24 protein-coding genes are annotated in these 26226 nt (G+C 71.2%); 7 read left to right on the top strand and 17 right to left on the bottom strand.

Going from position 1 to position 26226, the window contains the following annotated elements:
- Window positions 1-73 precede the first annotated feature (73 nt).
- Both ilvD and HHX41_RS30150 read right to left on the bottom strand, forming a co-directional pair.
- Window positions 74-1912, bottom strand: coding sequence for a dihydroxy-acid dehydratase (ilvD, locus tag HHX41_RS30155; protein ID WP_182908659.1), 1839 nt, complete (start codon window positions 1910-1912; stop codon window positions 74-76).
- A 100-nt stretch (window positions 1913-2012) separates the two neighbouring features.
- On the bottom strand, window positions 2013-2615 hold the full coding sequence (locus HHX41_RS30150; RefSeq protein ID WP_310742258.1) for a nuclease-related domain-containing protein: 603 nt from the start codon (window positions 2613-2615) through the stop codon (window positions 2013-2015).
- 372 nt (window positions 2616-2987) lie between these two features.
- Here HHX41_RS30150 and HHX41_RS30145 point away from each other — a divergent pair, with 372 nt between their 5' ends.
- Window positions 2988-4415, top strand: coding sequence for an amidase (locus HHX41_RS30145; protein WP_182908658.1), 1428 nt, complete (start codon window positions 2988-2990; stop codon window positions 4413-4415).
- Between the two features lie 3 nt (window positions 4416-4418).
- On the opposite strand, the gene HHX41_RS30140 is transcribed toward HHX41_RS30145, so the two are convergent.
- The 4 genes from HHX41_RS30140 to pepN form a co-directional block, all read right to left on the bottom strand.
- Window positions 4419-5387 (bottom strand): hypothetical protein, encoded by a 969-nt coding sequence (locus HHX41_RS30140; protein WP_182908657.1) that lies wholly within the window; start codon window positions 5385-5387, stop codon window positions 4419-4421.
- A 9-nt stretch (window positions 5388-5396) separates the two neighbouring features.
- The gene (locus HHX41_RS30135) at window positions 5397-7232 is read right to left on the bottom strand and encodes a DUF2207 family protein (protein WP_182908656.1); all 1836 of its coding nucleotides are present in this window, start codon (window positions 7230-7232) and stop codon (window positions 5397-5399) included.
- Between the two features lie 2 nt (window positions 7233-7234).
- Window positions 7235-7786: a LemA family protein gene (locus HHX41_RS30130; protein WP_182908655.1), complete on the bottom strand. Its 552-nt coding sequence runs from the start codon at window positions 7784-7786 to the stop codon at window positions 7235-7237.
- Between the two features lie 208 nt (window positions 7787-7994).
- Window positions 7995-10559 (bottom strand): aminopeptidase N, encoded by a 2565-nt coding sequence (gene pepN / locus HHX41_RS30125; RefSeq protein WP_182908654.1) that lies wholly within the window; start codon window positions 10557-10559, stop codon window positions 7995-7997.
- 183 nt (window positions 10560-10742) lie between these two features.
- On the opposite strand from pepN, the gene HHX41_RS30120 reads away from it, so the two are divergent.
- The gene (locus HHX41_RS30120) at window positions 10743-11351 is read left to right on the top strand and encodes a DsbA family protein (protein WP_182908653.1); all 609 of its coding nucleotides are present in this window, start codon (window positions 10743-10745) and stop codon (window positions 11349-11351) included.
- 94 nt (window positions 11352-11445) lie between these two features.
- Window positions 11446-12852 carry an aldehyde dehydrogenase family protein gene (locus tag HHX41_RS30115; protein ID WP_169987710.1) on the top strand — a complete coding sequence of 469 codons (1407 nt, stop codon included), beginning with the start codon at window positions 11446-11448 and terminating at the stop codon, window positions 12850-12852.
- A 1-nt stretch (window position 12853) separates the two neighbouring features.
- Here HHX41_RS30115 and def read toward each other — a convergent pair whose 3' ends face one another.
- On the bottom strand, window positions 12854-13342 hold the full coding sequence (gene def / locus HHX41_RS30110; protein ID WP_169987638.1) for a peptide deformylase: 489 nt from the start codon (window positions 13340-13342) through the stop codon (window positions 12854-12856).
- Between the two features lie 106 nt (window positions 13343-13448).
- Here def and HHX41_RS30105 point away from each other — a divergent pair, with 106 nt between their 5' ends.
- The gene (locus tag HHX41_RS30105) at window positions 13449-13919 is read left to right on the top strand and encodes a ribose-5-phosphate isomerase (RefSeq protein ID WP_169987640.1); all 471 of its coding nucleotides are present in this window, start codon (window positions 13449-13451) and stop codon (window positions 13917-13919) included.
- A gap of 6 nt (window positions 13920-13925) precedes the next feature.
- Here HHX41_RS30105 and HHX41_RS30100 read toward each other — a convergent pair whose 3' ends face one another.
- Complete coding sequence (locus tag HHX41_RS30100) at window positions 13926-14087, bottom strand: hypothetical protein (protein WP_169987642.1); 162 nt, start codon at window positions 14085-14087, stop codon at window positions 13926-13928.
- A 36-nt stretch (window positions 14088-14123) separates the two neighbouring features.
- Window positions 14124-15359, bottom strand: a complete 1236-nt coding sequence (locus tag HHX41_RS30095) for a GNAT family N-acetyltransferase (RefSeq protein ID WP_182908652.1) — start codon at window positions 15357-15359, stop codon at window positions 14124-14126.
- Window positions 15360-15476: 117 nt separating this feature from the next.
- On the opposite strand from HHX41_RS30095, the gene HHX41_RS30090 reads away from it, so the two are divergent.
- On the top strand, window positions 15477-16589 hold the full coding sequence (locus HHX41_RS30090; RefSeq protein ID WP_182908651.1) for a PP2C family protein-serine/threonine phosphatase: 1113 nt from the start codon (window positions 15477-15479) through the stop codon (window positions 16587-16589).
- Window position 16590: 1 nt separating this feature from the next.
- Here the strand turns inward: HHX41_RS30090 and HHX41_RS30085 are convergent, their stop codons facing one another.
- On the bottom strand, window positions 16591-17196 hold the full coding sequence (locus HHX41_RS30085; RefSeq protein WP_169987648.1) for a response regulator transcription factor: 606 nt from the start codon (window positions 17194-17196) through the stop codon (window positions 16591-16593).
- Window positions 17197-17386: 190 nt separating this feature from the next.
- On the opposite strand from HHX41_RS30085, the gene HHX41_RS30080 reads away from it, so the two are divergent.
- Window positions 17387-18691: an RIP metalloprotease gene (locus HHX41_RS30080; RefSeq protein WP_182908650.1), complete on the top strand. Its 1305-nt coding sequence runs from the start codon at window positions 17387-17389 to the stop codon at window positions 18689-18691.
- Between the two features lie 14 nt (window positions 18692-18705).
- Here HHX41_RS30080 and HHX41_RS30075 read toward each other — a convergent pair whose 3' ends face one another.
- Window positions 18706-19215, bottom strand: coding sequence for a DinB family protein (locus HHX41_RS30075; RefSeq protein WP_169987652.1), 510 nt, complete (start codon window positions 19213-19215; stop codon window positions 18706-18708).
- A 78-nt stretch (window positions 19216-19293) separates the two neighbouring features.
- Window positions 19294-20463: a serine hydrolase domain-containing protein gene (locus tag HHX41_RS30070; protein WP_182908649.1), complete on the bottom strand. Its 1170-nt coding sequence runs from the start codon at window positions 20461-20463 to the stop codon at window positions 19294-19296.
- Window positions 20464-20803: 340 nt separating this feature from the next.
- On the opposite strand from HHX41_RS30070, the gene HHX41_RS30065 reads away from it, so the two are divergent.
- Window positions 20804-21235 carry a hypothetical protein gene (locus HHX41_RS30065; protein ID WP_182908648.1) on the top strand — a complete coding sequence of 144 codons (432 nt, stop codon included), beginning with the start codon at window positions 20804-20806 and terminating at the stop codon, window positions 21233-21235.
- A 464-nt stretch (window positions 21236-21699) separates the two neighbouring features.
- Here the strand turns inward: HHX41_RS30065 and HHX41_RS30060 are convergent, their stop codons facing one another.
- The 5 genes from HHX41_RS30060 to HHX41_RS30040 all read right to left on the bottom strand — a co-directional run bounded on the left by HHX41_RS30060 (window position 21700) and on the right by HHX41_RS30040 (window position 26053).
- A complete protein-coding gene (locus HHX41_RS30060) occupies window positions 21700-23040 on the bottom strand; it encodes a cytochrome P450 (protein ID WP_310742257.1) in 1341 nt (446 codons plus the stop codon).
- A complete protein-coding gene (locus tag HHX41_RS30055) occupies window positions 23037-23624 on the bottom strand; it encodes an ATP/GTP-binding protein (protein ID WP_310742256.1) in 588 nt (195 codons plus the stop codon). Before HHX41_RS30055 ends, HHX41_RS30060 begins: the two co-directional genes overlap by 4 nt.
- Before the next feature lie 16 nt (window positions 23625-23640).
- A complete protein-coding gene (locus HHX41_RS30050) occupies window positions 23641-23997 on the bottom strand; it encodes a DUF742 domain-containing protein (protein WP_117409594.1) in 357 nt (118 codons plus the stop codon).
- The gene (locus tag HHX41_RS30045) at window positions 23994-24428 is read right to left on the bottom strand and encodes a roadblock/LC7 domain-containing protein (protein WP_169987660.1); all 435 of its coding nucleotides are present in this window, start codon (window positions 24426-24428) and stop codon (window positions 23994-23996) included. The genes HHX41_RS30050 and HHX41_RS30045 overlap by 4 nt, the downstream gene beginning before the upstream one ends.
- A gap of 92 nt (window positions 24429-24520) precedes the next feature.
- Window positions 24521-26053, bottom strand: a complete 1533-nt coding sequence (locus tag HHX41_RS30040; protein ID WP_220504554.1) for a sensor histidine kinase KdpD — start codon at window positions 26051-26053, stop codon at window positions 24521-24523.
- Window positions 26054-26226: the final 173 nt, after the last annotated feature.

Raw genomic sequence — 26226 nt, 5'->3', positions numbered from 1 at the left:
CGCCGCGCGTCTCCCGAAGGACAACGCCTGACGGCTGCCACCCCGGTATGGGGGAGCAGCCGTCACGCGCCGATCAACGCGAAAGCTGGGACAGGTCCCGCGAGGCGCCGGTCGAGGCGGAGGTGGTCAGCGCGGCGTACGCCTGCAGGGCGGCCGACACCGGGCGGTGCCGGTCGCGCGGCCGGTAGCCGCCGAGGTCGGCCAGCAGCCGCTCGCGGCGGGCGGCCAGCACGTCCTCGGCCACCTTGAGCTCGATCGAACGGCCCGGGATGTCGATCTCGATGATGTCGCCGTCCTCGACCAGGGCCATCGTGCCGCCCTCGGCCGCCTCGGGGGAGGCGTGGCCGATGGACAGGCCCGAGGTGCCGCCGGAGAAGCGGCCGTCGGTGACCAGCGCGCACGCCTTGCCCAGGCCGCGGCCCTTGAGGAAGCTCGTCGGGTAGAGCATCTCCTGCATCCCGGGGCCGCCCTTGGGGCCTTCGTAGCGGATGACCACGACGTCGCCGGGCTTGACCCGGTTGCCGAGGATGCCCTCGACGGCGTCCTCCTGCGACTCGAACACGACGGCGGGGCCGGAGAATCGCCAGATGGACTCGTCCACGCCGGCCGTCTTGACCACGCAGCCGTCCTGGGCGAGGTTGCCGTACAGCACGGCGAGGCCGCCGTCCCGGGTGTAGGCGTGGTCGAGGTCGCGGATGCAGCCCTCGGCGCGGTCGAGGTCGAGGGAGTCCCAGCGGGCGTCCTGCGAGTAGGCCTTGACCGTCCGCACGTTGCCGGGCGCCGCGTGCCACAGCTCCATGGCCTCCTCGGTGACCTCCGGAGACTTCGGGTCCCACTTGGCGATGTACTCGGCCATGGAGGAGGAGGACACGGTCGGCAGGTCGCGGTGGAGCAGGCCGGCCCGGTCCAGCTCGCCGAGGATGCCGGGGATGCCGCCCGCCCGGTGCACGTCCTCGACGTGGTACTTGGCCGTCGCGGGGGCGACCTTGCACAGGCACGGCACCCGCAGCGACAGCTCGTTGATCTCCTTGAGCCCGAAGTCGACGCCCGCCTCACGCGCGGCGGCCAGGATGTGGAGGATCGTGTTGGTCGATCCGCCCATGGCGACGTCGAGCGCCATCGCGTTCTCGAACGCCTCGCGGGTGGCGATGCTCCGCGGCAGGACCGACTCGTCGTCCTCCTCGTAGTAGCGCCGGGCGAGGCCGACGATCTGCCGTCCCGCGTTCTCGAACAGGGCCTTGCGGGCCTTGTGGGTCGCCAGCGTGGTGCCGTTGCCGGGCAGGGCCAGGCCGATCGCCTCGGCGAGGCAGTTCATGGAGTTGGCGGTGAACATGCCGCTGCAGGACCCGCAGGTCGGGCAGGCGTTCTCCTCCATCGCCAGGAGGTCGGCGTCCGACACGCTCGTGTCGGCGGAGGCGATCATCGGGTCGATCAGGTCGAGCTTGCGGCCGGGGATCTTGCCGGCCTCCATCGGACCGCCCGACACGAAGATCGTGGGGATGTTGAGCCGGAAGGCGGCGAGCAGCATCCCCGGCGTGATCTTGTCGCAGTTGGACACGCAGACCAGCGCGTCGGCGCAGTGGGCGTTGACCATGTACTCGACCGCGTCGGCGATCAGCTCGCGGGACGGCAGCGAGTAGAGCATGCCGCCGTGGCCCATCGCGATGCCGTCGTCCACGGCGATCGTGTTGAACTCGCGCGGGACGGCCCCCGCCTCGCTGACCGCACCGGCCACCACCTCGGCGACCTCGCGCAGGTGCACGTGGCCGGGCACGAACTGGGTGAAGCTGTTGGCGATCGCGACGATCGGCTTGCCGAGGTCGCTGCCCGCTACGCCCGTGGCCCGAAGCAGCGCGCGGGCGCCGGCCATGTTCCTGCCGTGGGTGACAGTGCGGGACCTGAGAGCGGGCATCGAGGGACCCCAATCCGGAGACTACTGAGTCTTCAAATGGTACGACCAGTGCCCGGCTGCCGAGACCTGCTGTCCACGTCTCGGGACGACGCGTCGTCCTCTATTCGGGGTACCGCGCGGGCAGCACGCGCTCGGCGGCCCGGTAGATCGCCTCGATCTCGGCCGTGGTGAGCGATCTCTCCCGCTTGGTGATCCACTTGCGTACGAGCCCGCCGGAGAAGACGTCGACCTCGCGGATGTTGAGGATGCGCCAGGGGATCGGCGGGCCGTAGATGGCCAGGGACGGCACCACGGTGATCTCCCGGCCGAGCGCCTTGCTGATCAGGTCGCTGGCCTGCGCCGCCTCCCACCGGGCCTCGTCGAGCCGCGGCTTCTGGTTGAACGGGCCGTGGAAGAGCTTGCGGTGCGACTGGACCCGTACGGGCAGCCGCTTGTCCCACTTCTCCGAGTCCACCGCGTACACCCCGGTGGGCCCGACCACCAGGTGGTCGATCTGGGCCTCGCTGCCGGGGATGGCCCTGGCGTGCAGCGTCTTGTAGCCGTTCCGCTCCAGCTTCTTGAGCTGGGCCTCCGTCTGGCGCTCGGCCGCGGAGGCGCGCCGCCACGCGGGGATGGTGGAGACGGTCCTCGCATGGAAGACGGCGTCGGCGACACACGCGAGGATGGCCGCGGTGAGCCCGAGCCGCCAGCTGCCGAAGAGCACGCCGAACACCACGGCCGCCGCGACCGCGATCAGGGCACGGCGGCGAAGATGGCGATATCGCGTGTCCTGCCACAGGCTGCTCAGCGACGTGCGCTGGACCGGAGCGTACGTGGGGGACGCCGGCGCCTCGGGTGGCGCCGGAGGGCGTTCCGCCTGCTCCGACGTTTGGTCACCGACCCAGATGGGTGACGTATCGTGACCGTCTTCTGGCGCTAGACCGGTATCCACATCACTCACGGTAGTTGAGCCGTCAGCGGCTTGCCTAGTGTTGGATGGTTCATACTTTTGTGGCCTGCTTGAGCCGATTCGTTGCGCGGAAGTGCGGGTATCTTCTCTAGATATCCGCGGCCCGGAGGCCTACCGTTCGGTAGCGTGGCGCACATTCACGATCTTACCGCCCTCGAGCAGGCGGCAGCTGTACGTACGGGTGAACTTTCCCCCGTGGAAATCACCGAGCACTACCTGGAGCGCATCGAGCGGCTCGACCCCGGCCTGGGGGCGTTCGTCACGGTGACCGCCGAGCGAGCCCTCGGCCAGGCGCGCGAGCAGGAGGCCCGGATCGCCGCGGGCGACTCGGAGGACCTGCCCCCGCTGCTCGGCGTACCCGTTCCGATCAAGGACCTCAACTTCGTCAAGGACGTCCCGGTCTACTTCGGCTCGGCCACGTATGAGGGGTTCGTCGCGCCCGCGGACGACAGCGTGGTCGAGCGCCTGCGGGACGCGGGCACGATCATGCTGGGCAAGACGAGCACTCCCGAGTTCGGCATGCCCTGCTACACGGAGACCTACCTGGGCGAGCCGGCCCGCACACCCTGGGACACCACGCGGTCGGCCGGAGGGTCGAGCGGGGGAGCGGGGGCCGCGGTCGCGGCCGGTCTCGCGCCCGTGGCGCAGGGCAGCGACGGCGCCGGCTCGATCCGCATCCCCTCCTCCGTCTGCGGCCTGTACGGCATCAAGCCCAGCCGCGGCCGCATCTCCGCGGCCCCCATCGTGCCCGACCTCGCGGGGCTGTCGACCAACGGGCCGCTGGCCCGCGACGTCGCCGACGCCGCGGCGCTGCTGGACGTCATGGCCCACAACAACCCCGGGGACCTCTACCACGCCCCGCCGCCCGCGCTCGGGTCGTTCTCGGCGTACGTGGGACGCGAGCCGGGCCGGCTGCGGATCGCCCGGTTCGCCACGCCCGCCGTGCCCGGCGCGGAGGTCCACCCCGAGGTGCTCGCGGCGTACGAGAGCGCCTCGGCGGTGCTGGAGTCGCTCGGCCACGAGGTGGAGGAGATCGCCCCGCCGTTCGGGCCGGACGTGGTGCCCGAGTTCGTCAAGATGTGGTTCGCCTTCTCCTGCATGCACCCGGTCGCCGAGGAACTGGAGCCGAAGCTGCGCCCGCTCACCGCGTGGCTGCGCGAGCGCGGCCGCGCCGTCTCGGCCCCCGAGTTCCTCCAGGCGCAGGGGACGCTCCAGCTCGCCACGCGGTTCGCGCTGCTGGTGACCGACACCTACGACGCGGTGCTCTCGCCGACCGTCACCCAGCCGCCCGTGCCGGTGGGCTGGTTCGAGGACGTCGACTCGCCCGAGGAGACGTTCGAGCGGATGATGCGCTTCGCGCCCTTCGCCGCCGTCTACAACGTGAGCGGGCAGCCCGCGGTGAACCTCCCGATCCACTGGACGCCCGAGGGCCTGCCGATCGGCGTCATGCTGGCGGGCAGGTACGGCGACGAGGGAACGCTCATCTCGCTGTCGTCCCAGGTGGAGGCGTCGGTCGGCGGCTTCTGGGGTGACCGCAGGCCGCCGGTCTGGTAACGGCTACCGGAGCAGTCCCACCACGTGGGCGGCGACGTCGGCGAGCAGCGTGGCCGGTCGCACCGGCGCCGCCGCCACGGCGGAGAACAGGGCGGGCAGACCCGGCAGCGGGAAGTCGTCGTCCTCGGTGACCTCGCGGGCCGCGTCGTGCTTGGCCAGCGCGGCCCGGCTGCGCTCCCACGCCTCCAGCACCTCCTCCGGCGACGGCACGCCGAAGCCGTGGCCCACCGGGGCCGCGTGGCGCAGCCGTACGAGCGGGGTGTCGGCGAACGCCAGCGCGATCCGGCAGCGGGCGGACAGGTCGTCGAGGTCCGGCACCCAGGCGAGTGCCCGGCAGGGGGTGCGGCACCGGCCGGCGCAGGTGGCCAGGGCCCCCGCCACCTGACTGTGCTGCCGGTCGAAGTAGGCCCGCCAGCCCGGCGGCGGCTCCACGGCCACGCGCAGCGTCCGCTCGGCCGCCGACCGCTCGGCCCTGGTGTGGTCGCACTCCCTGACGGGCATGGTCCCGAACCGGCTGCCGGGGGCGCGCAGGCCCTCCGGCCAGCGGACCGGGTCGCCCGCGTGGCCGAGCGCGGGCTCGAAGGCGAGCAGGGGCAGATACTCGCTGCAGATGTGGACGGCCGCGATCATCGCGCTGAGCTCGCGCCGCCGCCAGCGGGCCTCGATCACCTCCAGGAGCAGTGCGTAGGCCGGTCGCAGCGAGTCGAGCGCGCCGCGCGGCTGCTCCCTCGGCGTCTGCGGCATGTGGCACGCGCGGGCGCGCCTGCGCAGGTCGGCGGGCACCGTCTGAGCGTCGATCTCGGTGGCGAAGTCCTCCGCGTCGAGGGTGAGCAGCCGCTGGCCGAACTCGCAGACCGACGCCACCAGGGCCGCCTGCCCGCCCTCTCCGAGCACGTCGGGCGCCAGCGCGCCGACGTCGCCGAACGAATGCCTACGAGCCAGGGCGATCAACAGGTCTCGGGCTGAGTGCACCCGACGACCTTACTGACTGAGGCGGGCGGCGGCCGTACGGGCGAGCTCGATCAGCGGGCCGGGCGGCGGCGGGCCCTGCGGGGACGACACGGCGATCGCGAACGTGCCCCGGCGGGTGGCCGCCGACACCAGGCCGGGGTAGAGCATGGCGCCGTCCCCGACCCCCTCGACCGGCCGGCCCTGAACCCGGGTCAGCGTGTGCCCGACCACCATGAGGTAGCGGGAGCGCAGGCCGGTGGCGGCGTGGACGTCCACCGTCACGCCCGTGCCGGTCTCGTACCGGCAGGAGTCGACGTGGAGCCAGGACGGCGCGGGCGGGCCGTCGCACGCCACAGGGGCCCCGACGTCGATCCCGAGGGCGCGCTTGAGGTCGGCGGGGGTGACGAGGTCGGCCGGGTGCACGCCGTTCGCCGTCGTCCCACGGGCCAGGGGCTCGGGCAGTATCCGCACCTCGCCCAGGTTCTCCGGCGCGTCCACCAGGTGCTCACCGGTGTCGTCGTAGGAGGGGGCGTCTCGTGGACGCGAGTCCTCGATCACGTCGATCCGCCTGATCCAGCCGAGCCTGCGCCCCACCACGGCGCGCACCTTGTCGCCCTCCCGCAGCGGGTGCCACATCTCCTCGCTCAGGCACATGGCCCTGACCTCGCGCGAGGCTCCTTCGTCGATCGCGCACCAGTACGTCCACTTGGGGTCGTCGTTCGCCTTTCCGCCGTCCTGGAAGCGGCGCAGCCGGACGATCTGGCCCTCGACCGTCGCGGCGCCGCCGAGGTCGGAGATCGCGTACATGATCGGCAAACCGGCGACCGCCAGCCCGACGGCGAGGGCGGCGGGCAGGACGAGCCCGTCCGGCCACACGCCGAAGGCGGCGGCGAGCACCAGGAGGATCCAGCTGAAGAACCCGGCGAACCAGCCGGCTATGAAACCCCGGCCGATCGTCCGTCCCGGCGGCCGGCCCCACAGCAGGCGCGAGGGGTAGCGGACGTCCACGACGTGCCACATCCCGCCGTAGTCGGACCAGGCCCGGTTGTCGTCGGCCGGGGTGCTGACCGGAAGGCTCCTGACGGCCCGCGGCGCGAGCCCGAGCGCGGCGGCGTACGCGAGGTGGCGGCCCCAGATCGTGACCGAGGCGGCGGGCTGCTCGGCGAACCGCCCGGTCGCCCGCAGGTGCTCGCGGACGCCGAGCCAGTGCGCGGCGGCCCCGGCCCCCTCGGCCGTGCCGCGCTCCCCGTTCAGCCTGCCCATCAACGCCAGGAGTAGGGCGAAGGACACGATCGCCGCACCGACTCCGCCGTCGCGGTGCGTACGGGTGTCGTCAATGGAGACCGCGATGCCGATCGCCACGGCGGGGACGCTCGCGGCCAGGCTGAGGAGCAGCGCGTGCGCCCGGCTCCAGCGCGGCCGGGACAGGCCCTGCTCCCGCGCTTCGACGATCACCTTCTTGCGGAAGCTCTTCCACCACCGGCCGAGGTCGCGCGACCCCTCGGCCAGCGCACCCGTCGCGACCACGCCGTCGACCGCCAGCGAGCGCACGTGGTCGTAGACGAGCCGCTCGTACGGCCGCAGGCCGCCCGGCTCCTTGCGCAGCCGTACGAGGGACAGCTCGGGGCCGATCTCCTCGACGGCCAGGACTCCCCTGGCGGCCAGGTCGAGCAGGGTGGCCGAGACCGCCTCGTCGCACAGCCGCCAGTTTCCGGTGATCAGGTCGACCACCGCGGGGGAGTGCCCGGCGAGCTCCCCGGTGGCCGGTCCCGGCTCGACGTCCGGGTTCCTCGTCGCCACGGCGAGCGCGAGCAGGAGCAGCAGCCACAGGCCGGTCGCCGCCGCGGCGGCCACCCAGGCGGGCATGGTCAGAACCTGACCCGCACGGGGCCGCGCTCCTCGCCGGGCGCCTGGAAGTACTCGCGGGGTGCGAAACCGGTCATCCCGGCCACGATGTTCGCGGGAACCGCCTGGACGGCGTTGTTGTAGGTCAGGACGGCGTCGTTGTAGTACTGCCGGGAGTAGGCGATCCGGTTCTCGGTGGCGGCCAGCTCCTCCTGGAGCTCGGCGAAGTTGGTGCTCGCCTTGAGATCGGGGTGGGCCTCGGCCACCGCGATCAGGCTCTTCAGCGCGTCCGACAGCATGTTCTCGGCGGCCGCCTGCTCGGCCGGGCCCCGGGCGCCGATCGCCCGGGAGCGCGCCGCGACGACGGCCTCCAGCGTGGCCCGCTCGTGGGCGGCGTAGCCCTTGACGGTCTCCACGAGGTTGGGGATCAGGTCGTAGCGGCGCTTGAGCTGCACGTCGATCTGCGCCCAGGCGTTGTCGGCGTTGTTGCGGGCGCGTACGAGACGGTTGTAGACGGAGACGAACGCCGCGACGAGGACGGCCACGACGGCGAGGGCGACGATCAAGGGGATCATGGAGGCCTCCTGCACGGACGGTAGTCCCGGTCCGTCCCCCCTGTAAACGGCCTGGCGGACGGCCCGGTGCGCCCATGGCACCGCCGGTGCCTTGCACGGGGCTTGCGCCGCGCTTTCATCAGCCCCGCTGAAGGCCCCCGGCACGCCCGAGGGCCCCGGCGGTGCTTCGCCGGGGCCCTCGGGGGTTCGCGGAATCAGGTGAGACGCGTCAGGCTGAGGCGTCGCGGGCACGGGCGCGCAGCGCCCGGCTGACGCCGTCGGCGCCCTCGAGCAGCAGGCGCCGCAGCGCGTGCGGCGGCTGCTTCGCGCTGATGTGGTCCTGCGTGCGGGCCACGGTCTCCGGACGGATCAGCAGCGCGGGGTAGCAGCCGACGGCGAAGTTCTGCGCCATGTCGGAGGTCCACTCGCTCCAGATCCGCCCGACCTCCTCGAAGTACCGGTCGCCGTACGGCTCCAGCAGCTCGGGGTGGTGCGGGTCCACGAAGCCGAGGATCGTGGAGCGCAGCAGCGCGCCGCTGAGCTCGCCTCCCACGAGCGCCGCCCAGGTCTCGGCCTTGGCCTCCGGGGTCGGGATCGCCGCCCGGCTGGTGGCGGCCGAGCGCTCGCCGGTCGCGGTGGCGTCCCGCGCCAGCTCCGCGTCGATGTCCCCGGCGCCGAGCACGCCGCCGGACACGAGCGCGTGGATGAGCGTCCAGCGCAGGTCGGTGTCGACGGCCAGGCCCCCGGGCACCTCGGTGCCGTCGAGGACGCCCTTGAGGAACGCCAGGTCGTCGGGCGAGGTGGCGGTCGCGGCGAAGGCGTTGACGTAGGCGAGCTGGTGGTCCGAGCCCGGCTCCGCCGCCGCGATCAGGCGGCGCAGCGCGCCGGCCAGCTCGGCGAGGCCGGTGTCCCGCCACGCCGGGTCGGCGTACTGCTGCACGGCCTGGCGGGCCTGGCGCAGCACGGTCTGCAGGACGGTCATGTCGCGCACCGAGTCGATGCCGGAGACGACCAGCTTGACGTAGTCGCGGGTGGCCATCTCGGCGTCCCGCGTCATGTCCCAGGCGGCCGACCAGCACAGCGCGCGGGGCAGCGACTCGTTGAACGCGGTGATCCCGCCGTTCACGAGAGTCTGCAGCGACCGCTCGTCGAGCCGGATCTTGGCGTAGGTGAGGTCGTCGTCGTTCACCAGCACGAGGTCGGGCCGGGCCTCGCCGACCAGCTCGGGCACGGCCGTCCGCGCCCCGACCACGTCGAGCTCGACCCGCTTGGTCCTGGTCAGCACGCCGTCCCGCAGGGAGTACAGGCCGATGGCCACCCGGTGCGAGCGCAGCGTCGGGTGCTCCTGCGTGGCCTCCTGCAGCACGTCGAAGCTCAGGAACCGGCCCTCGTCGTCCGTGGTGAACGACGGCCGCAGCGTGTTGACGCCCGAGGTCTCCAGCCACTCCTTGGACCAGGACGACAGGTCGCGCCCGGAGGTACGCTCCAGCGCCGACAGCAGGTCCTGCAGGGTGGTGTTCTTCCAGGCGTGCTCGTTGAAGTAGTCGCGCACCCCGGCGAGGAAGTTGTCGAGCCCCACGTACGCGACGAGCTGCTTGAGCACCGAGGCGCCCTTGGCGTACGTGATGCCGTCGAAGTTGACCTCGACGGCCTGCATGTCCGGGATGTCGGCGGCGATGGGGTGGGTGGAGGGCAGCTGGTCCTGCCGGTAGGCCCAGGCCTTCTCGACGTTGGCGAACGTCGTCCACGCGCCCTGGCCCCACCGGGTGGCCTCGGCCTGGCACAGCACGGACATGTAGGTGGCGAACGACTCGTTCAGCCACAGGTCGTCCCACCAGCGCATGGTGACGAGGTCGCCGAACCACATGTGCGCCATCTCGTGCAGGATCGTCTCGGCGCGGCGCTCGATGACCGCGTCGGTCACGCGCGAGCGGAAGACGTAGTCCTCCAGGAACGTCACCGCCCCGGCGTTCTCCATGGCGCCGGCGTTGAACTCGGGCACGAACAGCTGGTCGTACTTGCCGAAGGGGTAGCGCAGGCCGAAGACGCGGTGGAAGAAGTCGAAGCCCTGCTTGGTGACCTCGAAGATGTTCCCGGCGTCGAGGTACTGCGCGAGCGAGCGCCGCACGTAGACGCCGAGCGGGATGCCGTCGTGCTCGTCCCGCACGACGGCGTACGGCCCGGCGATGAGGGCCGTGATGTACGTCGACATGACAGGGGTCGGCGGGAAGTGCCAACGCTTGGCGGCCTGCAGCGTGCCGTGCCGCCCGTGGTGCTCCTCCAGCTGGTCGACCGCGTCGGGGGCGGCGTTGGACACCACCTCCCAGTCGGCGGGGGCGAGGACGGTCAGCTCGAAGGTCGCCTTGAGGTCCGGCTGGTCGAAGCAGGCGTACATCCGGTGGGCGTCGGCCGTCTCGAACTGGCTGTGCAGGTAGACCTGCTGGTCCACGGGGTCGACGAAGCGGTGCAGGCCCTCACCGGTGCGCATGTAGGAGCAGTCGGCGTCCACACGCAGCTCGTTGTGCCCGGCCAGCCCCGGCAGCGGAATGCGCCCCTTCTCGGCGTCGTAGGTGCTGACGTCCAGCTCCCTGCCGTTGAGTACGACCTTCCGCACGTGCGCGCCGTGCAGGTCGATGAAGGTGTCCGCCCCCTCGCGGTCCGAGGTGAAGTGGACCGTCGTGATGCTCTCGTACCGCTCCTCGCCCTCCGTCAGGTCGAGTTCGACCTGGTAGGACTGGACGGAGAGCAGCCGAGCGCGCTCCCGAGCCTCGTCCCGTGTCAGATTCCCTGCCACACCCGCTCCTCATCACATGATCGAGCCCCCGGATCCCCGCCGCCCCGTCGCGTCAGGGAATGCATGAATCCTGCCACGCCGCGGGGGACATCGCGGATTCGAGATCGCTCCTACCTGGAATAGGAGATTTCCTGCCCGGGTTGACGACCGAGGGAACCATAGTCCGTTCGAGAGGGTGTCACAGTGTCCGACCGAAAGCTTGTCGATTTCTGGTTCGACCCCGCCTGCCCCTGGGCGTGGATCACCTCGCGCTGGATCCACGAGGTGGCCGCGCTGCGGCCCATCGATGTGCGCTGGCACATCATGAGCCTGGCGGTGCTCAACGAGGACAAGGACATCCCCGCCGACTACCGCGAGCGGGTCGAGCAGACGCTCGGCGCCGTACGGGTGCTCGCCGCCGCGGCGGACAAGTACGGCGAGGAGGTCCTCGGCGACCTCTACACCGAGATCGGAAGGCGCTTCCACGACGAGGGGCGCGAGCGCGACCGGGCCACGCTCGCCGAGGCCCTCACCGCCGCCGGGCTCGACTCCGCGCTGGTCGCCGCGCACGACTCGGACGAGTACGACGAGGCGATCCGGCGCTCGCACGGCGAGGGCATCGACCTGGTCGGTCAGGAGGTCGGCACGCCCGTCGTCGCCGTCCAGGGCACGGCGTTCTTCGGCCCCGTCGTGTCGCCGATCCCGAGGGGCGAGGCCGCCGCCCGGCTGTGGGACGGCGTCCTGCTCGTCGCCGGCACCGACGGCTTCTTCGAGCTGAAGCGGTCCCGGACCCGAGACCCGATCTTCACCTGAGACTTACAGGCTCCTTCACCGGCGCGCGAATCGATCGGAAAGGTTTCGGCCGGAAGACTCGCCATCTGACAGTCGAGGCGCAAGGATGAGTGACATGCGTCACCTCTACGTGAACGGAGCCTGGGTCCCGTCCTCCTCCCGCGAGGCCGTCGACGTCGTCAACCCCGCGACCGAGGAGGTCGTGGACCGGGTGCCCGCGGGGTCGCCCGCCGACGTCGAGTCCGCCGTCGCCGCCGCCCGTGCCGCCTTCCCCTCCTGGTCGGCCCTGGATCCGGCCGAACGCGCCGCGTTCCTGGGGGCGGCGGCCGGGCTGCTCAAGGAACGCGCCCAGGAGATCGCGGCGACGATCGCCACCGATATGGGGGCTCCGCTCACGCTCGCGCTGAAGGTGCAGACGCTGATGCCCGCCGAGGTGCTGGCCTTCTACGCCGACCTCGCCAAGAGGTACGAGTTCGACGCCGGCCGTGTGGGCAACTCGCTGATCGTGCGCGAGCCCGTCGGCGTGGTGGGCGCGATCACGCCGTGGAACTACCCGCTCCACCAGGTCGTGTGCAAGGTGGCCCCGGCTTTGGCCGCAGGCTGCACGGTGGTGCTCAAGCCGAGCGAGGTCGCGCCGCTCGCCGCGTACGCGCTGGCCGACATCCTCCACGAGGTCGGCCTGCCGCCCGGCGTGTTCAACATGGTCAGCGGTCACGGGCCGGTGGTCGGCGAGGCCATCGCGGCCCATCCGGACGTCGACATGGTGTCGTTCACCGGTTCCACCAGGGCCGGCCGCCGGGTCGCGGCCCTCGCGGCCGAGACGGTCAAGCGGGTGGCCCTGGAGCTCGGCGGCAAGTCGGCGAACATCATCCTGCCCGACGCCGACCTGGAGAAGGCGGTGAAGAACGGGGTCGCCGGGGCGTACCTCAACTCCGGCCAGACCTGCTCGGCGCTGAGCCGGATGCTGGTCCACTGGGACCAGTACGACGACGCGGTACGGCTCGCCGTCGAGGCGGCCGGCGCCTACGCTCCCGGAGATCCGTTCGCCGAGGGCACGCGTCTGGGACCGCTGGTGTCCGCCGCCCAGCGCGACCGGGTCGTCAGGTACATCAACCGCGGCCAGGAGGAGGGCGCCCGCCTCGTGCTCGGCGGGACCGACAACCCCATGGAACGCGGCTACTACGTCGAGCCCACGATCTTCGCGGGCGTCTCGCCCGGCATGTCCGTCGAGCAGGAGGAGATCTTCGGCCCGGTGCTGTCGATCATCCCGTTCTCGTCGGAGAACGAGGCCGTCGAGATCGCCAACGGCACGCCGTACGGGCTGTCGGGGGCGGTGTGGGCGGGCACCGAGGACAGGGCGCTCGCGGTCGCGCGCCGCCTGCGCACCGGGCAGGTGGCCGTCAACGGCGGCCGGTTCAACACGATGGCGCCGTTCGGCGGCTACAAGCACTCCGGGATCGGCCGCGAGCTCGGCGAGTTCGGCCTGGAGGAGTTCCTGGAGGTCAAGGCCATCCAGCTCTGAGTCAGGGCGTCTGCAGGAGGATCTTGCGGCGCTCGTCCTTGCCCAGCCGGTCGACGTACAGCGTGCCTTCGAGGTGGTCGAACTCGTGCTGGAAGCACCGGGCGAGCATGCCCCGGGCCTTGACGGCGACGGGCCTGCCGAGCTTGTCGACCCCGCGCAGGGTGACCCCGGCGGCGCGGGCGGTCGGGGCGTACAACGGCTTGCCGGTCTCCTTGCCGGGCACCGACAGGCAGCCCTCCTCCTCGACGACCTGCTCGGGGTCGTCGATCGTGAGCTCCGGGTTGATCACGTGGCCCTTGCGGTTGCTGATGTCGTAGACGAACAGCCGGCGGCCCACGCCGATCTGCGGCCCGGCCAGCCCCACGCCGTCGGCCTGGTACATGACGGCGAACATCTCCTCGATCAGCCGGCGCAGCTCGCGGTCGAAGTCCGTCACCGGTTCTGCGGGGGTGCGGAGGACCGGGTCGCCGACGTAACGCAGCTCGCGCATGACACTCCTGTCAGGCCGGAGGTGTAAGGGACGGATGCCGTCTTGGCTATTACTTTAGTGGAGCCCGGGGTCGTCTCCGCCAGAGGCCTTCTGGGAAACTTGTGTCGTGCGTGTCTACATCGGTGCCGACCATGCCGGCTACGAGCTGAAGAATCACCTGGTCTCCTGGCTGAAGGAGCAGGGCCACGACGTGGAGGACTGCGGGCCCCACGTCTACGACGCCGAGGACGACTATCCGCCGTTCGTGCTGCGCGCCGCCCAGGGCGTGGCCGGCGACGCGGGCAGTCTCGGGGTGGTGATCGGCGGCTCGGGGAACGGCGAGCAGATCGCCGCCAACAAGGTGCGGGGGGTGCGCGCGGCCCTCGCCTGGAACGAGGACACGGCGAAGCTGGCCCGCGAGCACAACGACGCCAACGTGATCAGCCTGGGCGCCCGGCAGCACACGCCGGAGGAGGCCGTCCGGTTCGTCGGGCTCTTCCTGGCCACGCCGTTCTCCGGGGCCGAGCGGCACGCCCGGCGGATCCGCCAGCTCGCCGACTACGAGACCACCGGCGAACTGCCGCCGCTGCCCGCCTGAGTAGCTCTAGCGCGCGTCCCTGTCCCGGCCCCGGCGGGGCTCCCGCCGGGGCGTCTCGTCGCGCAGCGGCCGCTGGTCGGCGGCCTCCAGCTGCTCCGGCGTCGGCCGGGACACGTCGCGGGCCCGCATGGCCGTGATCGCGGTGATCTGCAAACTCTGCAGCGCCATGCCCGAAGCCTACGCCCCGGCTGTCCGCGGCGCGGCTCAGAACACCCGGCAGCCCCACGGTGCGGGGTCCCACGCCATCGCGGCCGACAGCTCGCGCAGGGCGCCCGCCCGGTGCTCCCGCACCAGTCCGGCCTCCGCCGCCGCGATCAGAGGCCGCCCGCCGAGGTACGCCGCGCCCAGCACGCCGACCGGCAGCGTGAGGTCCGCGGGCGCCTCGCTCCGCTCGCACGACCCCTCCCCGCCGGCCGCCTTCAGCCGCCGGCGTCCGGCGTTCCACGGGCAGACCTCGTCCTCCACCTCGACGACAAGGTCGGCGGGGGCGGCGTAGGCGCGGGCGGCCAGGGCCCGGTCCACGTCCACGAGACGGACCCACAGGTCGTCGACCCAGACCGCGTTGAGCTGGCGGGGCTCGGCCAGCAGGTGCGTGATCGGGTCGTCCATCGGGCGCCGCTCGGCGTGGACGACCGCGCACAGGTCGCGGTCGAGGACGCCGCGCCAGACCAGCGCGTACGCCGCGGGGTCGGAGGCATGCAACTCCAGGAGCCGGACCTCCCCGTCCGGCACGTTGTGCTCGTTCCAGCCGGACTTCGCCCGGAACAGCGCGTAGCCGCGGGGCCCCGCCGGGTCCTCCGCGATCAGGCAGCGCAGCGGGCCCATCCCGCCCCGGTCGTGGTCGGTGTCCGGGAGGATCTCGGCCCGCCAGTACGCCTCCGAGCGCCCGTACAGGCCGGGACGGCCGGGCTGTACGGCGTCGTAGACCCGGCGGAGCCCGGCGAGCTCGTCGGCCGGCCACGCCCCCCGGAGGCGTAGCGCGGGATCGGCGGGGGCCGAGCGGGTGAAGGCCGAGCCGTGGGTGGGGATGCGGAAGTTGAGGGCGTCGGCGGCCCTGCCGTACCCGAAGCGGCCGTAGATGCCGGCCTCGCTGGCGTAGAGCGCGGCGACGGCCTCACCCCCGCTGTCGTGCAGGTCGTGCAGCTGATGGGTCATCAGCGCGGTCAGCACGCCCCGCCGGCGGTGTGAGGGGAGCACGCCCACCGACGTGACCCCGGCGACGGGGATGGACCCGCCGGGGACCGTCATCCGGAAGGACAGCGCGCCGGCGCAGCCGACCGGCAGGTCGCCGTCGAAGGCGGACACCAGGCGGTCGATCTCCATGATCTCGCGCCAGCGGTCGGCGATCTCCAGGGGATAGGTGGAGCTGAACGCCTCGTAGGCGACGGCCACGAAAGCCGGCCACTCGGCTTCCTCGATGGGGCGGACGGCGATGCTCATCGAATCACCGTAGAAGCGGACCGCCGTGCGGGGCGAGCCAATATCCGTGCCGGATGATCTAGACCTTGGTCAAGCAGGTGCCGCCAGCTGGGATGTCCGGATACAGTCGAGGCCATCATGACTTCCCGTCCGGCGCCGCTGATCCCTCCTCGGCTGCGCGCGCTCCTGGCGCGCGTACCGCTCCTGGTGCCGTTGGTTCGTTTCGTCAGGAAAGTCTGGTCGAGGGACCGGTACCTGCTCATCGCTCTCGCCGTGCTCACCATCGTGGTCGGCGTGCTCGACGCGGAGGTGTCGGCGTACTGGTTCTCGCCCTCGCTGCTGATCCTCTTCACCCTGATCGGCGGCCTCCAGCTCCGGCTGCGCAGCCTCGCGATCCTGCTGTGCGTGGTCGTGGCGTCCCTGACATACATGGGACCGATCACGGGGGTGCCCAGCGTCGGGCCCGGCCTTCTGATCACGATGGGCTTCACCGCCGCGCTGGCGTGGACGATGGCCCGGACCCGGGGCAAGCTCGGCGTCCAGGGCCTGCGCGGCGACGCGATGCTGCTGGAGCTGCGCGACCGGCTCAAGCGGCAGAGCGAGCTGCCGTCGCTGCCCAAGGACTGGGGTGGCAAGGTGGTGCTCAAGCAGGCCGGGGGATCGTCGTTCGGCGGCGACTTCGTCGTCTCGATGCGGGAGGGCGACCGGGTCCAGGTCGCGGTCGTCGACGTGTCCGGCAAGGGCGTGGACGCGGGCACCCGCGCACTCATGCTGTCGGGCACCTTCGGCGGGCTGCTCGGCTCGGTGGACGACTTCCTCGTCGCGTGCAACTCCTACCTGCACCGCCAGCTCGGCGACGAGGGGTTCGTCACCGCCGTCCACCTCGACCTCGACCTGTCCACGGGGGCGTACACCATCACCTCGGCCGGACACCCGCCGGTGGTGCGGTTCGACGCCGGGTCGGGCACGTGGCGGGTGTCCACGGCGAAGGGCGTCGTGCTCGGCGTGGTTCCGGACCTGGCGTGCGAGACCGACAGCGGGGTGCTGCGCAGAGGCGACGCGCTCATGCTGTTCACCGACGGGCTGATCGAGCAGCCCGGCCGGGACATCGACGCCGGGCTCGACCGGTTGCTGGGAGAGGCGGAGCGGCTGCTGCCGTCCGGATTCCGGGACAAGGCCCGGCAGCTCGTCCAGTCGATGTCCTCCGGCCACAACGACGACTGCGCGCTCGTCCTGATCTGGCGCCCTTAGCTCACAGCCAGCCGGAGTCGGTGGCGATGCGGACGGCGTCGACGCGGCTGCGCGCCCCGGTCTTGACGAGGATGCGCGACAGGTGATTGCGCACGGTGCCGACGGACAGGGCCAGCTCCGCGGCGATCTCCTTCGGGCGCGCGCCCCCTGCCGCGAGCCGCAGCACCTCGTGCTCCCGCGGCGTCAGCGGGCAGTCGGCGGCCTCCAGCGCGGCGACCGCCAGCTCGGAGTCGACGACCCGGCGCCCGGCGGTGATCCGGCGGATGCCGTCGGCGAGCTGCTCAGGGCCCACCTCGATGCTCAGGTAGCCCAGGACGCCCGTCGCGAAGGCCCGCTTCACGTGACCCGGGCTCGGCTGCGCCGACAGCAGCATCACCCGGCAGCGCGGCACCTTCTCGCCGAGCCGTGCCGCCGCGCTGAGCCCGTCCACGCCGGGCAGGTCCGCGTCGATGACGGCGGCGTCCGGTCGCACGTCCAGCGCCGCGGGCACGATGTCCTCGCCCGACCCGACGTCCGCGACCACCCGCAGGTCGTCCTCCCCGTCGAGGGACGCGACCAGGCCACGCCGTACCAACGGAAGATGCTCGGCCACCAGGATCCGGATCAAGATGCTCCCCTCTGCACGTCTCTCAAAGGGTGATCGACCAATTGCGTACTGTCAACGAAGTGTCCCTAATCGGTCACGGGTGGGCAAGCCGAACCCGGGCCGGAAAAGTCTTCGCTCTCGCGCCGGTGGGCTACGCTCGAAAGGTGCTTCGTCTGCCAGGGCACCTTCTCCACCTCGGGGGTACGCGCTGATGAGCTGGCTCATCGTGGCCGGATTCGTGATCGTCTTCGTGGGCCTGCTGCTCTCGATCGCGCTTCATGAGATCGGGCACCTCGTGCCCGCCAAGCTCTTCGGTGTCCGCGTGACCCAATACATGGTAGGTTTCGGGCCCACGATGTGGTCGCGCAGGCGGGGCGAGACCGAGTACGGCGTGAAGTGGATCCCGCTCGGCGGCTACATCCGCATGATCGGCATGCTCCCGCCGCGCCCCTCGGACGAGCCGGGCAAGCTGCGCAGCGTCTCCACGGGCCCCTGGCAGGGGCTCATCGAGAACGCGCGGGCCGTCGCCTCGGAGGAGATCCGGCCGGGGGACGAGAACCGGGTCTTCTACCGCAAGCCCTGGTGGCAGAAGGTCATCATCATGGCCGGCGGCCCGGCGATGAACTTCGTGCTGGCGTTCGTGCTGTTCGCGGTCGTGATCATGGGGTTCGGCGTGCGCGAGCAGACCCCGGTCGTGTCCTCGGTGTCCAAGTGCGCCATCCCGGCCGCCGAGGCGCAGCACCGCGACTGCCGGGACAGCGATCCGCTGACGCCCGCCGCCAAGGCCGGCCTGCGGCCCGGCGACCACATCGTCGCCATCGGCGGCACGGCGGTCACCGACTGGTCGACGGCGCAGCGGCTGATCCGGGAGCACGGCGCGGGGGTGACGACGCTCGGCATCGAGCGGGGCGGGCAACGGACCGACGTGCGGGTCGACCTGATCGCGCAGGACATGCCCTCGCTGACCGACCCCGACAAGGTCGAGAAGAACGTCGGCTTCCTGGGCGTGAGCCCGACCACCGTCGTCGAGAAGAAGGGCCCCGGCTACGTCGTCGGGCAGATGTGGGACCTGACCGAGCGCACCGCCGTCGCGATGGTCAACATCCCCAAGAAGATGGTCGGCGTGTGGAACGCCGCGTTCTCCGGAGACAAGCGCGACCCGAACGGGCCGATCGGCATCGTGGGGGCGGGCCGGATCGGCGGTGAGATCGCCGCCTCGGACCTCTCGGTCGAAAGCAAGATCGAAATCTTCATCAACCTGCTGGCCGCGCTGAACCTCGCGGTGGGCATGTTCAACCTGATCCCGCTGCTGCCGCTCGACGGCGGGCACATCGCCGGCGGGCTCTGGGAGGGCCTCAAGCGGGCCCTCGCGCGGGTGCGCCGCCGGCCCGCCCCCGGTTACGTGGACGTGGCCAAGGCGCTCCCGCTGACGTACGTCATGGCGGCCCTGCTGGTCGTCATGGGCGGCCTTCTCATCTACGCCGACCTCGTCAACCCGGTCCGCCTGTCCGGCTGAGCCCGCCGGGCGGGCTACTCGCCCGTCACGCCGTCGATGCGCTCGCGCAGCAGATCGGCGTGGCCGTTGTGGCGGGCGTACTCCTCGATCATGTGGCACATGATCCAGCGCAGCGAGTAGTGGACGCCGTCACGGGCCGTCTTCGTCATGGCGTCCAGGTCGGCGCAGGCCTCCTCGGCCGCCCGCGCGTGCTCGATCTCCGCGCGCCACGTCGCGAAGGCCTCCTCGGCGGACGCGGTGTCCACGTTGTCGAACTCGCCGTCCGGGTCGTCATCGCCGTAGTAGATGCCGTTCAGGTCCTCGCCGTTCAGCCGCCGCCGGAACCAGGATCGCTCGACGTCGGCCATGTGCCGTACGAGGCCGAGCAGCGACATGCTGGAGGGCTGCACCGAGCGCAGCCGCAGCTGCTCTTCCGTGAGGCCCTCGCACTTCACCGCGAGGGTCTCACGGTGCCAGTCCAGCCAGGCGCGCAGCATCGTGCGCTCGTCCGCGGCGACAGGGGGATCGATACGTGTGTCAGTCATCCCAGCATCCTGCCCGGCTTCGTGCGGGGGAGTCACTCCAATCGCCGCCCGGCGCGGCGGTACTCCGTCGACGCCGCCTCAGGTCGCGCCGCGGACCGCGTCGAGGAGCGTGGCGGCTCTGCTGTCCGGCACGCCCTCCTGAATGCGGTTCATGACGTAGCCGAAGGCCAGGCCGGACGCCGGGTCGGCGAAGCCGAGCGATCCGCCGTAGCCGGGGAACCCGAAGGCGGCCGGGCCGTACCAGAAGGCGTCGGGGGTGGGCAGGCCGAAACCGGTGGCGATCCGGACGGGCACGCGCAGGACGCGGTCCACGCCGCCGGCCTGTTGCGCGATCGCCGCCGCCAAAGTGCCGGGCGACAGGATGCGATGCCCGTCGACCTCGCCGATCAGCGCGGCGTAGAAGCGGGCCAGCGCGCGGGCGGTGCAGATGCCGTTGGTCGAGGGCATCTCGGCGAACTGCTCGGCGGGGTCGTCGTGGTTCAGCAGGGGCGTGACGACGGTCATCGCCCGCATGGTCAGCGACGTGGGATCGGCGTAGGCGCGCATCACCTCGCGCGCGGACTCGGGAAGGGCGTCCAGGTCGATCCCGGTCAGCGCGCCGAGGTCGATCGGGGTGGTGACGATCCGGCTGACCCGGTGCTGCTCGGACTCCGGCAGCCCGATCCACAGGTCGAGGCCGAGCGGTGCGGCGATCTCTTCGGCGAGGAAGGCGCCGAGGCTGCGGCCGGTCACCCGGCGGATCACCTCGCCGACCAGCCAGCCGTACGTGTGCGCGTGGTAGCCGTGCTCGGTGCCCGGCTCCCAGAACGGCCGCTGGGCGGCCAGCGCGGTCACCATCGGGTCCCAGGCGATCGCCTGCGCCGGGGTGATCGGGTTGTCGATCGCGGGCAGCCCGGCCTGGTGGGTGAGCAGCCAGCGCACCGGGATCCGGTCCTTGCCGTTCGCCGCGAACTCCGGCCAGTAGCGGGCGACCGGTGCGTCCAGGTCCAGTTCGCCCCGCTGGGCCAGCAGGTGCGCGCAGGCGGCGGTGACGCCCTTGGTGGTGGAGAACACGACCGCCAGGGTGTCGCGTTCCCAGGGGCGGCCCGTCCCGGGGTCGGCGATCCCGCCCCACAGGTCGACGACCTTCCGGCCGTGCAGGTAGACGGCGACCGCGGCCCCCACCTCCTGCCCGCCGGACAGATTCGCCGCGAACGCCTCACGTACTGCTTCGAATCCAGGTGCGGTCTCGCCGCCGATTGCGGGCATGCGTCATCGCCTTCCGAACGATCGTGGTGTGCGGGGAGGAGCCGGCGTCGCAGGTGCCGATGAGCCAGGCGCCACCCGGGCCGTCGTGGCGGCTTTTCCGGTACGCGTGGCGAGCGCGCCAACACCGTCTCTATCGTGGACAAAGTTATGCCATCGATGAAACATCGTCAACGTCGAGGACGAAGTTAGCTTGGGGCGGGAGGGGTGGCTGAACGTGACGCTTGACTCAAAATTAGACACTTTTCTGTACGACCTTGTCCAAAAATGGCAAGCAAGTCAAAATCGGTTAAGCCTTCAACTATTTGGGGTTGGAGGGGTAACTGCACGGATGAGGAGAGGCATGAAGCGCACCATCTCCGTTCTCGCCGTCGTCGCCGGCGCCCTCGGCACCACGCTCACCGGCATCGGCCCCGCATCCGCGGACGCGCCCGCGGTCGACTGCTCCGCAGGCGGGTACACGCGGGCTCTGAACAGCTACATCCTCACCAACATGGAGTGGTCGGCGTTGGACGGTCGCATCTACAACATCAGCGGTCCGACGGCGTACACGTACGAGATCTGCCTCGACATCCCGGACACCTCGACACTCACGGTCGAGGTCCGGATCGGGGCCACCGGGTCACAGCGCGTGATCGTGGACGACCGGCCCGGGGACAAGATCTTCCGCTTCTCGCCCGGCGCCAACACCTTCTGGCAGGTCTACGGCACGATGACCGGGCCCGGCAGCACCTACCTCTACTACACCTGGAACGAGAAGCAGATCACGGCCTGACCCGGAAGGGGCCGGCCGCCCCGCTCGGCGAGGTGGCCGGCCCCGCCCGCTCAAGGGGCCCCACCACTCTCTCCGTCTCAGGTTCGGCAGGAGGCCGGGAGGCCGCGTTGATCGGGCGCACCGATGAGAACCGCGGCCGTTCCGGAGCAGGCGGGCCGGGCGGCGGATGAACCGGTCACAAGCCTGGCAGCTCAGTACATCGAGATCTGATCAGCCCTTGATCGTGACCTGGGGCAACTCTGGGTCCCCGATGGGCTGGAGGAAGATCGTCCGGCCGCGCTCGCCCCCTGAGGGCCGACTTCGGTGAGCACGTCGGATGGGGACCCGCGTCGACGAGGAAGCCGGTGAGCTTCACGTCGGACACTTTGACCTCGGTGGACGGGCTGGAAGGCTACGCCTGAGAATTCGGCCCGCTGGTCGTGAGCCGCATACGGCGCGTCGCCGGACTCCGTTCCGGCCTGACCTCACCTGGAGGCGCTCCAGGTGTTCGACGGGCCCTGGCCGGTCGGCACGGTCGGGCTGAACCGTACGGGCAGGGCCTCCAGGGTGCGAACCCACAGCGAAGGGCGCCAACGCAGCGCGTCAGGTTTCACGGCGAGGTAGACGTCGGGCAGCCGGTCGAGGAGGACCTCCACGGCCGTCTTGGCGATGATCTCGGCGAGCTCGGGCGCGGGGAAGGGACAACCGTACTCGCCGTGGCCGAAGGACATGTGCGCCCGGTTGGCGCCGGAGTCGGCATGGGCGGCCGGTTGCACCTGCGGATCGGCGTTGGCCGCGGCGACGCCGAGCACCAGCATGTCGCCCCGGCGGATGCGCCGCCCGGCCAGCTCGCAGTCCTGCACGGCCCAGCGTGGGTGCAGGCTCGGCGAGGGCGGGTCCTTCCACAGCACATCGTTCAGCGCCTCGCCGACGCTGCTGCGGCCGCCCTGCAGGCTCATCGAGAAGTGGTCGTCCACCAGCATCAGCCGCAGGGCGCTGCCGATCCAGTTGGCGCTGCTGTCGTGGGAGGCGATTATCACCACGATCAGGTCCATGACGATCTCCTCGTCGGAGAGTCGCGCTAGGTGTGCCAGCATGTGCGAGGTGATGTCGTGGCCCGGCTGGGTGCGCTTGTCGGCGATGAGCCGGCTTATCTTGTCCAGAATTCGGGTAATCGCCGAGGGGGCCTCCTCACCCCCGCCCAACACGTAGTTGACGTCCTCGACCAGCTCCGGCAGGTCGGCCTCCGCCAGCCCGAACAGCCGGGTGATGACCTGAGCCGGAATCCGGTAGGCGTACTGGGAGATCAGGTCGGTCTGGCCGTCTCCGGAGAACTCGTCGATCGCGAGGTCGGCGATCTGCTCGCAGATCAGGGCCAGCTCGGTGCGGTCGGCGGTGTCCAGCGCGTCGCTGACGGCGCCGATCCGCCGCTGGTGCTCGGCCCCCTCGCAGTGCATCACGGACGGCTGCCATGTCACGTACGGGAGCGACGGCCAGTCCGGGGGGAGGTGATCCCGCATGTTCCAGCGCCTGGGGTCGCGGCCGAACAACTGCGGCTGGCTGGTGACATGGTGCAGCTCGCGATAACCGATCACGTACCAGACGGGGATGCCGTCGAGGAGAACGGGGACGACGGGTCCGTGCTCGCGGCGCATCTCCTGGAACATCGCGGTCGGGTCGTCGCCGATCAGTGACCCCGACAGCGGTACGGCATCGGCGTGGTCGGCGTATCCCTCCAGCGGCTCCCGTCTCCGCTCGGGATTCTGCGATGCGGGCGAGGCGGCGGACGGGTCTGTGGAGTCGGGCAGGGGAGGGGAGTTCGTCACGGCATGCTCTCTCGGGCGGGCAACTGGTCGTGGGTGCGGGTGAGGTGCTCGATGAGCGTGATCAGCACGTGCTTGGACGAGGACCGCTCTCTCGCGTCGCAGTCGACGAGCGGGACCTCGGGCGACAGCGCCAGCGCCTCGCGCACCGAATCCAGGGTGGGCCCGTCGGTGAAGCGGTTGACCGCGACGACGAACGGGGTCCGGTGGTGCTCCAGCCGGTCGATGGAGTACCAGGAATCCTCCAGGCGGCGGGCGTCCACCAGGACGACCGCGCCCAGGCTGCCGGCGAACAACTGGTCCCACACGAACCAGAACCGCTGCTGACCGGGCGCGCCGAACAGGTAAAGCACCTTGCTCGCGTTCAGCGTGATCCGGCCGAAGTCGAAGGCCACCGTGGTGGTCGACTTGGTCCGTACCCGGCTGGCGTCGTCGATGCCCACGCTCGCCTGGGTCATGACCTCCTCGGTGCTCAGCGGGCGGATCTCGCTCACCGAGCCGACCATGGTCGTCTTTCCCGCCCCGAACCCGCCGACGATCACGATTTTCAGGGCGTCCGCGGCGGTCGTGCGTAGCGGCGTTCGCATGGTGGCCGCCATCTGGTCAGAGGTTGTGGAGCGCAACGAGCACCTGCCTCAGGATTTCGGGATCCGGTCGTCCGGCCTGTGCGGCGATCGACGGATGACGGACGGTGATGCGACCGGTGTCCAGCAGGTCGCACAGCAGGATCTTCACCACGCTGACCGGCAGTCGCAGTTCCGCTGAGATCTCCACCACCGCCGTCGGCCGCTGGGCCATCCGCAGGATCTTGATGTGCTCGGACTGCATACCGGGGGTGGGGGCGCACTCGCTGACGATGAGGGAGACCGAGTCGAAGGTTTTCTCATCGGCGCTGGTACGCCCACCGGTGACGGTGTAGAGCCGGTCAGGGTCTTCTTGGTCGATGGCTCGCCGTGTCATCCGCGGTCGTCGCTGTTCTCCGTTTGCCGCGGTGCCGCGGTGAGGTACACCCCGATCTGCTCCACCAGTTCGTTCATGTTGTGCGCGATAAGCCCCACCTCGCCGTCCTCCTCGGCCACCACGGCCAGGTGGGCGCCGTCCCCGGCCGGCACGATGAGCAGCAGTCCGCCGGCGAACTCCACCATCGCCTGCCCCGCTCCGATGCCGTCCCCGAACTCGGCGGAGGCGCTCAGCGAGAGGCTCTGGATCCCGGCGGCCAGAGCGGAGAGCTGGTCGGCCCCGTCCAGGCCGAGGCCGGCGGTGAAGCACATCTTCAGGCCGTCCCTGGTCAGCACCAGCACATGCCTGATCCCCGGGGTCTTCTCCTTGAGGTTCTCCAGTAGCCAGTCGAAGTCACGATCGGTGGTGTGCGAAGCGTCGGTTGTGCTCATAGAAACGACGGGGTGCCCCTGCGGCGCGGGAGGGACGCCCCCTGCCTCCTCATCTGTGAATCCAAAAATGTCCGGTGGTCGGCGGACGCGTGTCAAGAGTCGCCCGGGGCCGGGGGAGGGGCTGAAGAGGAAGTACGCCCGCGGCCGCCGGCTTGGCGGAACGCGGCGAACCTCGCAGCCGAGTCAGGCCCCTCGCGCGCGGGCTTGACCGGCGATGCCTGCCGCGCCCTGGTCGCCTCGGCCAGCGTCTGCCCCCGGCGCCGCCTTGGCAGCAGATCTTCGGACTCGTCGGCCGGCCCCTCCTGCGCGGGTACGGCCGGTGCCCGCACGGCGGCCTGCACGGGGCGGCGGACCGACGCCTCGGCGTCGGGCGGCACGGTGGCCGAGAGGGGCTGCGTGATCAGCAGGCGCGGGATCAGCATCACGACACCCGTGCCACCGCGGGCGGACGACCGGAAGCTGACGGTCAGGCCGTACTTGTCGACCAGGCGTCCCACGACCGCCAGGCCCAGCCGGGTACCGGACAGCGTCCGCAGGTCGAGCGGCTCGGACACGAGATTGGTGGCGTGCTGCCGCTCGCGCGGGCGCATCCCCAGGCCACTGTCCTCGATCGTGATCACGACGCCGGCGTCCTCCTCGTCCACGTACACGTGGACCTCGGTGCCGTGCGCCGAGAACGTGGCGGCGTTGTCCATCAACTCGGCCAGCGCGTGCATCACGCCCTCGGCCGCGTACCCCGCGACGGCGACGGTGCTGGTGGAGTGCAGCCGGATGCGCCGGTAGGCGCTGATGCGGCCCATCGCGCCGCGCAGGACGCTCTCCATGACGATCGGCCGGGTCCATCGCCGCCCGGAACGGCCGCCGCTCAGCAGCGCGATGTTGTCCGCCAGCCGGCTCATCTGGGAGACGCGGTGGTCCAGGTCCAGCAGGTCGGCGAACACCTCGTGCTCGCCGTACTGCTCCTCCAGTTCGCGCAGCCGGGCGAGCAGGCTGGTGGCCTGTGCCTGCACCCGGGCCGCGGCCCCGGCGCACGCCGCCATCACGGCGGTGCCCCTGCGCTCGCTCTCGGAGAGCTGCCGCGCCGTCTCGCGCAGCAGGTCGCGTAGCGGGTCCTGCTCCGGCTGGCGTATCTCGGCCAACGCGGCGCTCACCGACATCCGGTCCGTCTGGATCCGCCGGAACAACTCCGGCAGCGTGTCGCCGATCAGCCGGGAGATCTCGCCCTCGGTCGCATCGCGGGACGCCTGGGTGACGGCGCGCTCGCGTTCGAGCAGTTCGAGCTCGTGCCCGGCCGCTCTGAGCAGGTGCCGCAGCGGGCCGTCCGGAGGCTGCGGTATCTGGGAGAGCGCGTCGGCGACCGAGGCGCCGTCCCGCACCTGACGTCCCAGCGAGGGCAGCGACTCCTCGGCCATTCGCAGTGTTTCCCGCTCCAGCCAGGTGAACCGCGCGCCGGCCCACTCGGCCTGCTCACGCAGCCGGCGACCGGTGCCGGAGTAGTGGACAATGGCCGCGACGGCGCCGGACAGGAGTGCGGCCGAGACCCCGCCGACGAGCGCCATCAGCTCTCTGGCCTCATAAGGGGCGGCGGATATCGCCCACAACCACGCGCAGGCCGTAATGATCATGGCGCCGAGAGAGGCGAGGGTCGCCAGTTCCCTCGGTGAAAACCTTCTCCGCGCCCGGTGGGGTACATCTACTGACATCGGCGTCCTCGGGGTGGCGGCAGAGCATGACAAGGCCGCGTCGAACCTGCTGTTCTCCCTGGTAGGCGGGACGGCCATGCGGTGCCGTTTCACAG

The organism is Microbispora sp. H13382 (genome assembly GCF_014161445.1).
In the GTDB taxonomy this organism is placed as follows: Bacteria; Actinomycetota; Actinomycetes; order Streptosporangiales; family Streptosporangiaceae; genus Microbispora.
Note: the sequence above shows the minus strand (reverse complement) of the source record. Positions and strands in the feature narration are given on the sequence as shown.